At 64.9% G+C, this 12619-nt stretch carries 15 protein-coding genes; 8 read left to right on the plus strand and 7 right to left on the minus strand.

Annotated features, from left to right (window positions below):
• Positions 1-4 precede the first annotated feature (4 nt).
• The 8 genes from Q7S20_12085 to Q7S20_12120 all read left to right on the plus strand — a co-directional run bounded on the left by Q7S20_12085 (position 5) and on the right by Q7S20_12120 (position 7105).
• The gene (locus Q7S20_12085) at positions 5-1495 is read left to right on the plus strand and encodes a radical SAM protein (protein ID MDO8502572.1); all 1491 of its coding nucleotides are present in this window, start codon (positions 5-7) and stop codon (positions 1493-1495) included.
• Complete coding sequence (locus Q7S20_12090; GenBank protein ID MDO8502573.1) at positions 1488-2726, plus strand: NAD(P)/FAD-dependent oxidoreductase; 1239 nt, start codon at positions 1488-1490, stop codon at positions 2724-2726. The genes Q7S20_12085 and Q7S20_12090 overlap by 8 nt, the downstream gene beginning before the upstream one ends.
• On the plus strand, positions 2723-3199 hold the full coding sequence (locus tag Q7S20_12095; GenBank protein MDO8502574.1) for a flavin reductase family protein: 477 nt from the start codon (positions 2723-2725) through the stop codon (positions 3197-3199). Before Q7S20_12090 ends, Q7S20_12095 begins: the two co-directional genes overlap by 4 nt.
• 2 nt (positions 3200-3201) lie before the next feature.
• Positions 3202-3900, plus strand: coding sequence for a methyltransferase domain-containing protein (locus tag Q7S20_12100; GenBank protein ID MDO8502575.1), 699 nt, complete (start codon positions 3202-3204; stop codon positions 3898-3900).
• Complete coding sequence (locus Q7S20_12105; protein MDO8502576.1) at positions 3897-4442, plus strand: SRPBCC family protein; 546 nt, start codon at positions 3897-3899, stop codon at positions 4440-4442. Before Q7S20_12100 ends, Q7S20_12105 begins: the two co-directional genes overlap by 4 nt.
• A 16-nt stretch (positions 4443-4458) precedes the next feature.
• Positions 4459-5700, plus strand: coding sequence for a beta-ketoacyl-ACP synthase II (gene fabF, locus Q7S20_12110; GenBank protein ID MDO8502577.1), 1242 nt, complete (start codon positions 4459-4461; stop codon positions 5698-5700).
• Positions 5701-5746: 46 nt separating this feature from the next.
• Complete coding sequence (locus Q7S20_12115) at positions 5747-6481, plus strand: aquaporin (GenBank protein ID MDO8502578.1); 735 nt, start codon at positions 5747-5749, stop codon at positions 6479-6481.
• A gap of 273 nt (positions 6482-6754) precedes the next feature.
• Positions 6755-7105 (plus strand): hypothetical protein, encoded by a 351-nt coding sequence (locus Q7S20_12120; GenBank protein MDO8502579.1) that lies wholly within the window; start codon positions 6755-6757, stop codon positions 7103-7105.
• A 140-nt stretch (positions 7106-7245) separates the two neighbouring features.
• Here the strand turns inward: Q7S20_12120 and Q7S20_12125 are convergent, their stop codons facing one another.
• The 7 genes from Q7S20_12125 to Q7S20_12155 form a co-directional block, all read right to left on the minus strand.
• Positions 7246-7785: an inorganic diphosphatase gene (locus Q7S20_12125; GenBank protein MDO8502580.1), complete on the minus strand. Its 540-nt coding sequence runs from the start codon at positions 7783-7785 to the stop codon at positions 7246-7248.
• Positions 7786-7889: 104 nt separating this feature from the next.
• Positions 7890-8879 carry a porphobilinogen synthase gene (gene hemB, locus Q7S20_12130; protein MDO8502581.1) on the minus strand — a complete coding sequence of 330 codons (990 nt, stop codon included), beginning with the start codon at positions 8877-8879 and terminating at the stop codon, positions 7890-7892.
• A gap of 2 nt (positions 8880-8881) precedes the next feature.
• Positions 8882-9844: a hydroxymethylbilane synthase gene (gene hemC / locus Q7S20_12135; GenBank protein MDO8502582.1), complete on the minus strand. Its 963-nt coding sequence runs from the start codon at positions 9842-9844 to the stop codon at positions 8882-8884.
• Positions 9841-11364 carry a uroporphyrinogen-III C-methyltransferase gene (gene cobA, locus Q7S20_12140; protein ID MDO8502583.1) on the minus strand — a complete coding sequence of 508 codons (1524 nt, stop codon included), beginning with the start codon at positions 11362-11364 and terminating at the stop codon, positions 9841-9843. Before cobA ends, hemC begins: the two co-directional genes overlap by 4 nt.
• Positions 11365-11458: 94 nt before the next feature.
• On the minus strand, positions 11459-11593 hold the full coding sequence (locus Q7S20_12145) for a hypothetical protein (protein MDO8502584.1): 135 nt from the start codon (positions 11591-11593) through the stop codon (positions 11459-11461).
• Complete coding sequence (ccsA, locus tag Q7S20_12150) at positions 11586-12254, minus strand: cytochrome c biogenesis protein CcsA (protein ID MDO8502585.1); 669 nt, start codon at positions 12252-12254, stop codon at positions 11586-11588. Before ccsA ends, Q7S20_12145 begins: the two co-directional genes overlap by 8 nt.
• Positions 12251-12550 carry a heme exporter protein CcmB gene (locus Q7S20_12155; GenBank protein MDO8502586.1) on the minus strand — a complete coding sequence of 100 codons (300 nt, stop codon included), beginning with the start codon at positions 12548-12550 and terminating at the stop codon, positions 12251-12253. The genes ccsA and Q7S20_12155 overlap by 4 nt, the downstream gene beginning before the upstream one ends.
• Between the last annotated feature and the right edge of the window lie 69 nt (positions 12551-12619).

Below are 12619 nucleotides of genomic sequence, written 5' to 3' on the forward strand. Positions count from 1 at the left end.
CTCGATGAGATCCACCGATTCAGCGAGCTCTTGCCCGCGCGACGGAGCCCGAGTCCTGCTCGTTAGCACCAACCGCGAGAGGCAACCCTACCCGGTGGTGCCCAACGGGCTGGCATGCGTCGCGTCGGCTCTCGAGCGAGCCGGACATGAAGTGCGGTTTCTGGACCTGTGCTTCGAAGCGGATCCAGTCGCGGCGGCATCGCGCGCGGCGCGCGAGTTCCAACCGACTATCGTCGGAGTTTCGGTGCGAAACATAGACAACAGCGACGCGATCGCGCTCCGTCATTACATGCCTGAGGCGCGCACCATCTTCGCTGCGCTGCGAGAGGCGGTTCCGGCGGCGAAGATCATCGCCGGAGGAGCGGCGTTCGGCGTCGCACCCGAGGCGCTCTTCCGCGATTTCGGCGTGGACTTCGCGGTCGCCGGAGACGGCGAGCGCGCGAGTGTCGCACTCGTGGGAGCGCTCGCGCGCGGCGAAGACGTGACGGCCCTGGCGGGTGTCGTTCGCTCCGTGGATGGAAGAGTGCACTTCACTCCGCCCGGAGAGGACGCCGACCTCGACGCCCTGCCATCTCCATCGCTTCACCGCTGGATAGACCTGAGGCGCTACGAGAGGCATGGCGCAACGATCCCGATCCAGACGAAGCGCGGATGCGTTTACAAATGCGTCTACTGCACCTATCGGAACGTCGAGGGGTGGGGATATCGCACCCGCAATCCGGAGCGCGTCGCCGACGAGATCGAAGAGCTGTGGCGAAGCGCCGGCGTTCGCAACTTCGATTTCGTGGACTCGACGTTCAACTCGCCTCAGGGGCACGCGATCGAAGTGTGCGAAGCGATCATCCGCCGGAACATGGGCGTCCATCTGGACACGACCAATTTCACACCCGCCGCGGTCTCCGATGAGCTTCTGGACGCGATGCGTGGAGCGGGCTTCCGCACGCTCGGCATCACCGCCGAGAGCGCCAGCGATCCGGTCCTCGAGCGCCTGGAAAAAGGATTCAGCGCCGCAAAAGCGCGCGACGCGGCCGAGAGGGTGGAGCGGGCGGGGATTCGCGCACTGTGGATCTTTCTCGTCGGCGGGCCGGGAGAAACGCCACACACGCTCGAGGAGACGCTTGAGTTCGCGGCGTGGCGGCTGCGCCGGGGCGACGCGGTTTATCTGACTGTCGGACTGCGCATCTATCCAGGCACGACGCTGCATCGAATCGCAATTGACGAAGGGGTGGTGGTCGCGGAAGCGTCGCTGCTCGATCCGACATTCTATTTCAGTCCCGGGCTCGGGTTCGACGCTGCGGTAGATCGTCTTCGCCGTTTCTCCGCCGATCACCCCCGCTTCATGTTCTCGGCTGATTCGCGATCGGTGCTCCTCCCATACCTTACGCGAGTGGCGTCCATTCTTCGGCTGCCAAGGCCGCACTGGCAGTACATGGGAATCTTTCAGCGCGTCTCGCGCGCCGTTTTGCGACGTCCCGCCGCGGTATCGCATGCCTGACGCGCAGGTGATCGTAGTGGGCGGCGGCCCCGCAGGCTCGTCCACCGCGTTCTTTCTCGCGCGCGCCGGCGTGGATGTACTGCTGCTCGACCGCGCGTATTTCCCGCGCGACAAGACGTGCTCCGAATACATGAGCCCACAGGCATCGCGGATCCTGGCGGAGATGAACGCTCTCGACGCAGTCGAGGATGCGGGCGCCGCACAGCTCGCCGGGATGCGGGTTCACGCGCCCAACGGGTCAGTCATTCACGGGGAATTCGCGGCTGCCCACCGATTTCGCGGATACCGCGACCGGGGGCTGGCTGTCCGTCGGACGATACTCGACGCAATTCTTCTCGAACGCGCCCGCGCGGCGGGCGCGACAGTCGAGGAGGGCACGCGCGTGACCGACATGATACGGGATGACCGCGGGCGCGTCAGCGGCGTGATCACCGCCGGCGCAAGTGGAGTCGCGGAGAGGCGTGCGCGGCTGATCGTCGGCGCGGACGGCCTTCGCTCAGTCGTCGGACGACGTCTCGGTCTCATCCGCTCGTCGCGATGGCCTCGGCGAATCGCGCTCGTCACCCACTATTCGGGGGCAGAAGAAGTTGGCCGGTTCGGTGAGATGTTCGTGGATCGCGACGGCTACTGCGGAGTCGCCGATGTCGGCAACGGGCTCACCAATGTCGCCGTCGTCGTTCCCGTGTCGCGCGCCGCAGAGGTCGCGGTGGACCGCACGGAGTTTCTCGAGAGCTGGATCGCCGAGCGGCCACGAATCGCGGCGATGTTCGCGCGCGCGACGCGCGTGGATCCGGTGCGCGCCACTGGCCCGTTCGCGACGTCGGCCCGAAGGGGATGGGCAAGAGGTGCCGCGCTCGTCGGCGATGCGGCGGAGTTCTTCGACCCGTTCACCGGCGAGGGCATCTACACCGCGCTGCGTGGCGGCGAGCTGCTGGCGGATTTTGCGGCCGAGTCGGTGCGCGCCCGGGACGGCGCGACGGCGGATGCCCCGCTCCGCGCCTACGAATCAGCGCGCCGCGCCGAGTTCTCGGGCAAGTGGAGGGTCGAGCGCCTTGTCGGAGCAGCGGTCGCAATTCCCGCCCTCATCAACCGCGCTGCCGACGTGCTTTCACGACGGCGAGACATGGCCGACCTCCTCGTCGGAGTGGTCGGGGATTTCGTTCCCGCGCGGGAGGTTCTGCGGCCCGGCTATCTTCTCAGTCTCATATTCTCCCCTTCGGGCCGCGCATGACCGTAGACCAGGACTCATTCCGCTCTGTACTCGGCCGCTTCGCAACAGGTGTGACCGTCGTCACGACCGTGGACGCCAGTGGTCGCGACGTGGGGATGACCGTGAGCGCGTTCGCGTCGGTAAGCCTGAATCCGCCGCTCGTCCTCATCTGCGTAGATCACGCGGCTTCCATCTACGACGTGCTGTCGAAGGCGAGCCACTTCATAGTCAACATCCTGTCAGAGGGACAGGAAGCGCTGGCGCGGCGGTTCGCGGAGAGTGGACAGAACCGGTTCGACGGAATCGGCTACGACCGCGGCCAGACCGGTGCGGCAATCCTCGACGAAGTGCTTGGGTACATCGAATGCAAGGTGGTGACACGGCGCGAGGCGGGAGACCACGACATCCTGACAGGAGCGGTAGAGGTCGCGGTCGCGAACGAAGGCAAGCCGCTGCTCTACTATCGCGGGGGTTACGCGCAGCTGGAGCGCTGATTGTGACCGGACTACTGACGCCTGCGCGGCGGCGCGGTATCGAGATACTCGACGATCCCGCCGTGGATCCCGCACTGATGACGCGCTCGATGCGCGACGTTGCCCGCGCCAACATCCTGTTCGGCGGCCGGAGGGCGGCGATCACCGAGCTGATGCCCGCGCTGCGGGAGATGCATGGATACGGGTCAATGCTCGACGTCGGAACAGGCGTCGGCGACATACCGGCCGCCGCGAGGCTTGCCGCAGCCGGCCTCGGCGTGAAGCTGCGCACCATCGGCATGGAGATGTCGGGTCCACTCCTGTCCGCGTACGGGAGCGCCAACGACACCGTGGTGTGCGGAGATGCTGTCGCGCTGCCTTTTCGCGACCGCAGCGTGGACGTCGTGATGGCGTCACAGCTTCTGCATCACTTCATTGCCGCTGACGCCGCCGCGCTCGTCCGCGAGATGAATCGCGTGGCGAGGAGCCGCGTCGTGATCAGCGATCTTCGTCGCAGCTTCGTGGCGGCGGCGGGAATCTGGCTCACATCGTTCCCGCTGCGCTTTCACACGGCGAGCCGGCACGATGGTGTAGTTTCCGTGATGAGAGGGTTTCTTCCCGATGAGCTCGCGGACATCGTCGAGGCCGCGACCGGCGAGCGGCCGGTCGTGCGACGGCGCTTGGGCTATCGCATCACCACGAGCTGGATACCGCGGACATGACGGCGATCGAGAGACAGCCGTTCGAGCTCGGACCGATGCCTCCTGGCCGTTGGATGGAGACGGTGGATGAGCGGCTCGTTCGTGCGCCATGGCGCACCATCTTCGGACTCGCGCGCAGAGTCGAGGAGTGGCCGGCGCATCTTCCGCATTACCGGTACGTGCGCTTTCGCGAGCGCGCGAGGGACGGCGGCGGAATCGTGGAGATGGCAGCGGACCGGCCTTTCGGACCGGTCGCCTGGCCGACGTGGTGGTTGTCCGAGATGTCTGTGGATGATGGAGCGCCGGTAATCCGATTCCGTCACATCGCGGGTATAACGAAAGGCATGGACGTGGAGTGGACGTTCCGCGCGGAATCCGGCGGAACCCGGGTAAGGATTCTGCATGTGTGGGATGGCATCCCCGTTCCGTTCATCGGAATTCCGGTGGCCACGATCGTAATCGGGCCTGTCTTCATTCACGGTATTGCGTCACGAACGCTGGCGGGGCTGGCAGCGGTCGCGGAGCGCGAAGCGGGCAGTCGCAGCGGCGCCGGCCCGGGATAACTCAGCGGAGCAGCGATTGTCGAAGCGGAGAGTGGTAATAACTGGAATCGGTGCCGTCACCCCGATCGGATCCACCGTCGAAGGCCTGTGGGAAGGCCTGCGTCGCGAGCGGTCCGCGGTGGGGGCTGTCACGCGCTTCGACCCGTCGATCTTCAAGAGTCACAATGCCGCGGAGGTGAATGACTTCGTCGCGACCGATCACCTCGAGCGGAAGAAAGCCAGGCGGCTCGATCGCTTCGGGCAGTTTTCCGTGGCGACGGCGCGAATGGCGATCGAGGACGCGGGCATCCATCTCGAGAGCGAAGACCGGGAGCAGATCGGCTCGACGATGGGGAGTGCGCTCGGCGGGCTCGAATTCGCGGAAAGCCAGTTGAATCTGTATCTGAAAGAGGGGGTCCGCGCGGTGGATCCGATGCTCGCGCTTTGTGTCTTCGGCGGAGCGGCGAGCTGCAACATCGCCATCGAGCTCGGTGTGTCCGGACCGAACTCGACGAACTCGATGAGCTGTGCATCGGGCACGCTGGCGATCGGCGAAGGATTCCGGTTCATCCGCGATGGATACGCCGACGTGATGATATGCGGCGGTGCAGAGGCGCCGCTCGCTCCGCTGTGCTTCGGCGCGTTCTCGATCATCCGGGCAATGTCAACGCGGAACGAGGACCCGGGAAGCGCATCGCGTCCGTTCGACAGGGACCGCGATGGCTTCGTGATGGGAGAGGGCGCGGCCGTAGTGATTCTTGAGGAATACAATCGCGCAGTCGCGCGCGGGGCGAAGATCTATGCGGAGGTGGCGGGATTCGGGTTCACCAACGACGCGTACCACATGACGGCGCCGCGGCCTGACGGCTCGCAGGCGGCGAGATCGATGCGACTCGCGCTGAGGGACGCGCACGTCGGCCCGGAGGAGATCGGCTACGTGAACGCGCACGGCAGCTCGACTCCGCTCAACGATCCGACGGAGACAAAGGCGATCAAAGACGTCTTCGGAGATGCGGCCTACTCCGTGCGGGTGAGCGGGACGAAGGGGTACTACGGCCACGCGCTCGGAGCTTCGGGTGCGATCGAAACGGCCATATCGGCGCTCGCGATCGAGCGCGAGTGGCTTCCTCCGACAATCAACCTCACCGTTGCCGACGAGGCCTGTGACCTTAACTTTCTGCCCGGAACGGGACAGAGCGAGAGAGTGGAGCATGTTCTCACGAACTCGTTCGGATTCGGCGGCATCAACGCCGCGCTCGTGCTCCGCCGCGTGAACTGACGCGGTGAGGGTGCCGCGGCCCTCACGTCAACAACGGAGCTTCCTTATGCGGGATTCCTGGCGCCATTTCGTCGCCGAGTTCATCGGCACCTTTGCGCTCGTCTTCGTCGGCGGCGCCGCGATCATGATCGCCAAGGACTCCAATAGTCCCGCGGGGCTCGTCGGCATCGCGCTTGCGCACGGACTGATTCTGGCCGTGATGGTAAGCGCGCTGATGCGGATCTCCGGTCACTTCAATCCCGCGATAACGCTCGGATTTCTCGCGGCGCGCCGCATCGACGTGCCAATGGCGGGGGTCTACATCCTCGCTCAGATCATCGGCGCCATTGTCGGCGCGTACGCTCTCAAGTGGACGTTCCCGATCGCGCTTTTCGAGGCGACGCGCGGCGGCGGTCAGGCCATCGCTCTGCAGGTGACTGGCGGACAGGCATTCCTCCTCGAGTTCATTGCGACGTTCTTCCTTGTGCTCGTCGTGTTCGGCACGGCCGTGGATCCGAAGGCGCCGAACATTGGCGGCCTTGCAATCGGTCTAACGGTCACGGCGGACATGCTCGCGATCGGGCCTCTCACCGGCGGGTCCATGAATCCTGCGCGATCGTTCGGACCCGCCGTCGCGAGCGGAATCTTCGAGGCACAGCTCATCTACTGGGCGGCGCCGATAGCTGGAGGAATCGCGGCGGCACTGCTGTATGAGTACCTGTTCCTGCGGCGCGAGATGGAGCCCGTATCGCATGGGACGCTGCGGCCCGCGGCGACCACGCGCGAAAGGCCGCGGGCGTAGCGTCAACATGGATCCAGGCTTCCTTATTTTCTTGGTTGACGGCAACGACATTGCTACCATCCATAGCCGTAACGATCCCGACGTAGCACGCCGACTCGCAAACCGCTGTCAGAACCAAAAGCAGTTGTCTTTCTCTGCGGTCTCGACGGTCTCTGTGTCGACAAGCGGCAGTTCATTGGCCTCCAAATTTGCAGGAGCCAGCCGTTCGAGAGGGTGTCTGGAACGTAACCTGCCATTCGGGTACGACGATGTGAGGGCTCACAGGAGAACCAGATGACCGCGATGAGACGGATCATGCTGCTGGCGGCGAGTGCCGTGCTCACCGCATGCGCAACAACCGGGACCACGGCGCAAACCGACCGGCATCCCGCGACGACCGTGGAGGTGGACAATCAGGCGCTGCTCGACATGACGATCTACGTCCTGAGAGACAGCCAGCGCATGCGCCTCGGTATCGCGACCGGACTATCGAAGACACGCTTCACGATTCCCGCCGGAATCATGTTCGGCGTCACCACACTGCGGTTCATTGCCGACCCAATCGGCGCCAATCGCTTGCCAGTGACCGAGGAAATCACCGTCAGCGAGGGCGACGAAGTGGTGTTGAGGATACCGCCTTACTAAGCGAGCAGCGACCGGTCCACCGACCCGATCGAAGTCAGGCCGGAGAACGCGAGCTGTAGATCTATCTCCGCCATCATCGTGCGGATGATGTGACGGACCCCTTGCTCGCCATGGCTGGCCAGACCTTCGTCTCTACAAGGCTACGGTCCGACGCGGAGGTACTTCTCCTCATACCGCTCCATGGACGCCTGGATGATCTCCATGGCGGCGTCGCTCTTCTCCCAGCCCACGATCTCGACTCGCCTGCCCTCGAGATCCTTGTAGATGTGGAAGAAGTGCTCGACCTCCTTCAGGTAGTGCTGCGAAAGGTCGGCGATGTCGAAATACTCGTTGTAGAACGGATCGAACGACGGGACAGCGATGATCTTGTCGTCGGGCTCGCCGCGGTCGAGCATCTTGAGCACGCCGAGCGGCCGGCAGTCTATCTGACATCCGGGGAACGTCGGCTCGTTGATGCTGACGATGATGTCGAGCGGATCGTTGTCCTCGTGCAGTGTCCGCGGAATGAATCCGTAATCGCCGGGATAGTGAACCGCCGAGAACAGCACGCGGTCGAGACGAAATTGTCCGCTCTGCTTGTCGAGCTCGTACTTGTTGCGGCTTCCGCGCGGAATCTCGATGACGGCGGTGACGACTTCAGGAGGATGCGATCCCACGGGGAAATCGTGCCATGGGTTCACGAAGCCACCTTCACGGCCACGTCGGTCCCGGCGAACATGCGATACTGCATCTGTCGGGTCTCCTGGTTCAGACCTAAAACTACCCCGACTTGCGGGCATGTGAACTACCGGCTGAGCTCCAGGCGCAGAGCCCGGGCCGCATCCACGGCGAAGTAGGTCAGAATGAAATCGGCTCCCGCCCGGCGGATCCCCACGAGCGACTCCATCATGACGCGATCGCGATCTATCCAGCCCTTTTCGGCGGCTGCGCAGATCATTGCGTACTCTCCGCTCACCTGGTAGGCGGCAACAGGATAGCCCGTCGCCTCTTTCACTCGGGTGATGATGTCGAGGTACGGGCCCGCCGGCTTGACCATCACGGCATCGGCTCCCTCCTCGATGTCGGCGAACACCTCGCGCAACGCCTCCTCGGCGTTGGCGGCATCCATCTGGTATCCCTTTCGGTCGCCACTCTTCGGCGCAGACTCCGCCGCCTCGCGAAAGGGACCGTAGTAACCCGATGCGTACTTGGCCGCATAACTGAGGATGGGAGTGTTCGCGAAACCGTTCTCATCGAGCGCGGCGCGAATCGCTCCGACCCGCCCGTCCATCATGTCGCTTGGCGCTATCATGTCCGAGCCGGCGGCGGCGTGCGAAAGCGAGGCGCGCGACAGAAGCTCGAGAGTCGCGTCGTTCACGACCTCGCCGTCCTCGAGAATACCGCAGTGACCGTGATCCGTGTACTCGCACATGCAGACGTCGGTGATGACGACCATCTGCGGCAGCTCGCGCTTGAGGAGACGCACCGCCTGCTGAACCGCGCCCTGCTCGGCCCATGCTTCAGTGCCGGTCGCATCCTTGGTGTCGGGAATCCCGAAAAGGATCACGCCCCCGACCCCCGCCTCGGCGGCAGCAGTCGCGTCGCGCAGCAGCTCGTCGGGCGAGGTCTGCGCCGTGCCCGGCATGGACTCGATCGGACGGCGCAATCCGGATCCACTGCGTGCGAAGAGAGGGAGGACGAGCTGCGATGGGACGAGCGTCGTTTCACGCACGAGGCGGCGAAGTGCCTCGGTCCGGCGCAGTCGGCGCCCACGATATACGGGAAAAACAGGCATGTTTACTCGGGTTGCGGCGGATTGAGCTGCCCGGAATTGCGCAGCTCCAGCAACAAGCTCGATGCGCCGCGCGTGCGCAAGTCCGCGGCGAGGGCGCGACCTGCGTTCTCGGGCGAATCTATGTCCACAATAGTGGATCCGCGGACGGCATCGCGTCCGCGCACATCGCTTACGAAACCATGCAGTGTCCAGTTGCCGGCGCTGTCCGGCGTGGCGAGCGCTCCGATCGGAACCTGGCATCCGCCCTCAAGCGCAGCGAGAAACGCCCGCTCCGCCCGTGTCGCGATCTGCGTCGGACGGTGATCGACGTGCGACAGGATCTCCCGCATCTCATCGTCGTCTCCGTGAATCTCGACTGCGATTGCGCCCTGCCCTGCCGCCGGCAGCCACTCCGGTGGCTCGAGGAACTGAGTGATCCGCTGGCGAGCGTCGAGCCGGATGAGTCCCGCCGCGGCGAGAATCGCGGCATGCACCTGGCCGGTGTCCACCTTCTTCAATCGGGTAGCAACGTTGCCACGCAGCTCCACTACCTCGAGGTCGGGACGGATCGCCATGAGCTGCGCTCTCCGTCTGAGACTCGAAGTGCCGACGCGCGAGCCGGCCGGAAGTGAGGCGAGATCGTCCGCCTGCGTCACCGGATTCACCACCAGCACATCGCGTGGATCTTCGCGCTCGAGGATCGCACCGAGCACGAGCCCGTCGGGCAGCTCGGTGGGAAGGTCCTTCAGCGAATGGACGCAGCAGTCCACCTTCTTCTTCTCCAGCGCGACTTCGAGCTCGTGCGTGAACAGCCCCTTGGCGCCGATCTCGCTCAGCGGCTCGTCGAGGTGCTTGTCGCCAGTGGTCTTGAACGTGACGATCTCGCACGCGACCCCGCGCGTCCCGAGCAGGGATTCCACCATCCGCGCCTGGCGCAGCGCCAGCTCCGACGATCGTGTCGCGATGCGGACGACGCGGTCACTCATTTCAGCGCGCGCTCCACGGCGGCGACGAGTCCGTCGGTGGTGGACTCCGTGGCTTCACAGAGGAGCTCGATCCCCGCCGCCTCGATCGCCTCGGTCGTCCGCGGTCCAATGGAAGCCGCGGGCGCCTTGAGCGCGAGCTCCTCGCCGACTGCGTCAACGTATGCGCGCACGGACGACGCAGACGTAAATGTGGCGGCGCTGACCGTGCCGCCCTCCAGAGCACGCTTGAGCCGCGCCGCGCCGGCTCCATCCTGAATCGAGCGATAGGCGGCGATGAGTTTCACCTCGGCGCCCATTTCGGTGAGCCCGTCGGGAAGGATCTCGCGTGCGCCTTCCGCCGTCACGCAGAGAACGCGCGCGCCGGCAATGTCGTCGCGCTCGGCGAGCTTCTCGAGCAATCCTTCGGCGACGAAACGCTCGGGGATGACATTCACAGCGATGCCGTGCTCGAGCAGCGCTCCCGCTGTCGCCGGACCGACGGCGGCAATCCTCAGCCCCGCCAGCGAGCGCGCGTCACGTCCGCCGCCAAGCAGCTGTTCCCAGAAAATCGACACTGCATTCTGGCTGGTGAAAATGAGCCACTGATAGTCGGCGAGGCGCGTCATCTCTTCCCTGAGCGGCGACAGGTCGAGGCGCGCGATCCGCGTCGCGGGCATTTCGAGGACATCGGCGCCGAGCTCCGCGAGCTTGTCGCTGAGTGCCGATGCCTGCTGAGCAGCACGTGTAACGACGATGCGGCGGCCGAACAGAGGCCGGTTCTCGAACCAGTTGATCTCATCGCGCAATAACACGGTCCAGCCGATGACCGTGATGACCGGAGCGCGCACACCCGCGGCGGTCGCCTTGTCCGCCAGTGTCGCCAGCGTCGCGGTGACGGTGCGTTGCTTCGGATGCGTGCCCCACTGCACGGCGGCGGCCGGAATATCCGGAGACATGCCGCCCTCGATCAGTGCGGCGGCGATCGCGGGCAGTGTTTTCACTCCCATGTACAGCACGATCGTTCCGCCAGCCTTCGCCAGCGCATTCCAGTTGGTCTGTGTCGTGGGTTTCGCCGGATCCTCATGTCCGGTGACGAACGTGACCGACGTGCTGAGCCCGCGGTGCGTGACGGGAATGCCGGCGTATGCGGCGGCCGCGATTCCCGCGGTGACACCCGGCACCACCTCGAAGGCGACCGAGGCATCGTTGAGGGCCTGCGCCTCTTCGCTCCCTCGCCCGAACACGAACGGGTCGCCGTCTTTCAGGCGCACCACGCGCTTTCCGTCGCGAGCGAGGCGCACGAGCAGGTCGTTGATCTCGTCCTGCGTGACGGATCGGCTGTCGCCGCCCCGTTTCCCGACATTGAAGAGCTCGGGATGTCCCGTCTCCCGCGCGTCGGCCGGCAGCAGCTCGCGATTGGCGAGAGCATCGTACACGATCGCGTCGGCGCTTTCGATCAGCTTGCGGCCGCGCACGGTGATGAGACCGGGATCACCCGGTCCCGCACCGACGAGAAACACGATGCCCTGCTTGTCGCTCACGCGTACCTCCGGTCGTCACCGCCCCGAATGGTCTCCCGATCCACGCCGGTCCACTCACACCACGCGGCGATCTCGCACGGCACCACTGTCTCCATCATTCCACCGAGCCACCGCCGCGCCGCTGAGCCCTGACGCGCTTGCGCCTGGCAGTCAGAAGCAACGCATATCCGAGGTAGATCGCGGCCGCCACTGCGTACGCGAGACAGAAAAAGCGCGAATTGTCAGGCAACGTACGACTCCGGAGGATGCGCGTCGTCGCGCTCGACGGCGTAGCGGTAGCGCGCCCGCAGCAACGCCACGTACAGCAGCGTGAATGCGGCGAACGCCAGCAGCAGCGTCGTCAGCATCTCGCCCGGAAGTGACGGCGCGCTCAGCTTTATCAGGATCGGCCGCGGATGCAGCGTTCTGAAGAGGTAGACGCTCAGATAAATGAACGGTATGAGCAGCGCACCGAGAATTCCGAGGACCGCGCTGTAGCGGGCGCGAACTTCCCTGTCGTCGAGCGCGCCGCGAAGCACCAGACAGGCGACATAGATGAACCACAGGAACAGCGTCAGCGTGAGCCGCGCGTCCCAAATCCAGTAGGCGCCCCAGGCCGGCTTGCCCCAAAGTGGCCCGGTCGTGAGAACGACCGTCGTATAGACGACGCCCACCTCGGCCGACGCTTCGGCGATTCGGTCGAGCCGCTCCTCGCCAAGCCATAGATAGAGCGCGCTCGCGAGGGCGACGAGTCCGAACGCCATGAAGGCAACCCATGCGGCAGGGGCATGGATGTAGAGAATCTTCTGGGCGGGGCCCTGGATCGCCTCGAGAGGCGTGAAGAAAATGGCGCGAATATACGTAACGACGACCGCCACGATCGCCGCGACGGTCAGAGGAGTCGGTTTCATTCCTCGAGAGTGAATGGATAGGCCAGAGCGCACGCGACGACGAAGACAATGTCGAATGCCACCAGCAATTTAAGCCATGCGACGGCATCTCCAACCGGGCGCCCGCTCATCAGCTTCGCTGTTGCCTGCGCGGCGGGGATGACGATGGGAACGAAGAAGGGCAGCGCGAGCATCGGAAGCAGCAATTCGGCATCGCCAGATCCGACGGAGAGCGTCACGCCATCCACGGCCCGGCGCGTCCCGAAAGACCTGGTCAGGTTCTCAGTGGCGACGACTGTGCCGGTTGCGGTTTGCATGTGTCCGAAAGGTGACACTCTGGCGCGTCCCGTGCAAAACGGGATAATGTTCGCGAAACACGCACACTC

The organism is Gemmatimonadaceae bacterium (genome assembly GCA_030647905.1).
Classification (GTDB): domain Bacteria; phylum Gemmatimonadota; class Gemmatimonadetes; order Gemmatimonadales; family Gemmatimonadaceae; genus UBA4720.

Excerpts from the sequence above, each read along its gene's own strand:
- hemC (MDO8502582.1), bottom strand. The coding sequence starts at position 9,844 with ATGAGTGACCGCGTCGTCCGCATCGCGACACGATCGTCGGAGCTGGCG.
- Q7S20_12155 (MDO8502586.1), bottom strand. The coding sequence starts at position 12,550 with ATGCAAACCGCAACCGGCACAGTCGTCGCCACTGAGAACCTGACCAGG.
- ccsA (MDO8502585.1), bottom strand. The coding sequence starts at position 12,254 with ATGAAACCGACTCCTCTGACCGTCGCGGCGATCGTGGCGGTCGTCGTT.
- hemB (MDO8502581.1), bottom strand. The coding sequence starts at position 8,879 with ATGCCTGTTTTTCCCGTATATCGTGGGCGCCGACTGCGCCGGACCGAG.
- Q7S20_12120 (MDO8502579.1), top strand. The coding sequence starts at position 6,755 with ATGACCGCGATGAGACGGATCATGCTGCTGGCGGCGAGTGCCGTGCTC.
- Q7S20_12095 (MDO8502574.1), top strand. The coding sequence starts at position 2,723 with ATGACCGTAGACCAGGACTCATTCCGCTCTGTACTCGGCCGCTTCGCA.
- Q7S20_12115 (MDO8502578.1), top strand. The coding sequence starts at position 5,747 with ATGCGGGATTCCTGGCGCCATTTCGTCGCCGAGTTCATCGGCACCTTT.
- Q7S20_12090 (MDO8502573.1), top strand. The coding sequence starts at position 1,488 with ATGCCTGACGCGCAGGTGATCGTAGTGGGCGGCGGCCCCGCAGGCTCG.
- Q7S20_12085 (MDO8502572.1), top strand. The coding sequence starts at position 5 with ATGAGATCCACCGATTCAGCGAGCTCTTGCCCGCGCGACGGAGCCCGA.
- Q7S20_12105 (MDO8502576.1), top strand. The coding sequence starts at position 3,897 with ATGACGGCGATCGAGAGACAGCCGTTCGAGCTCGGACCGATGCCTCCT.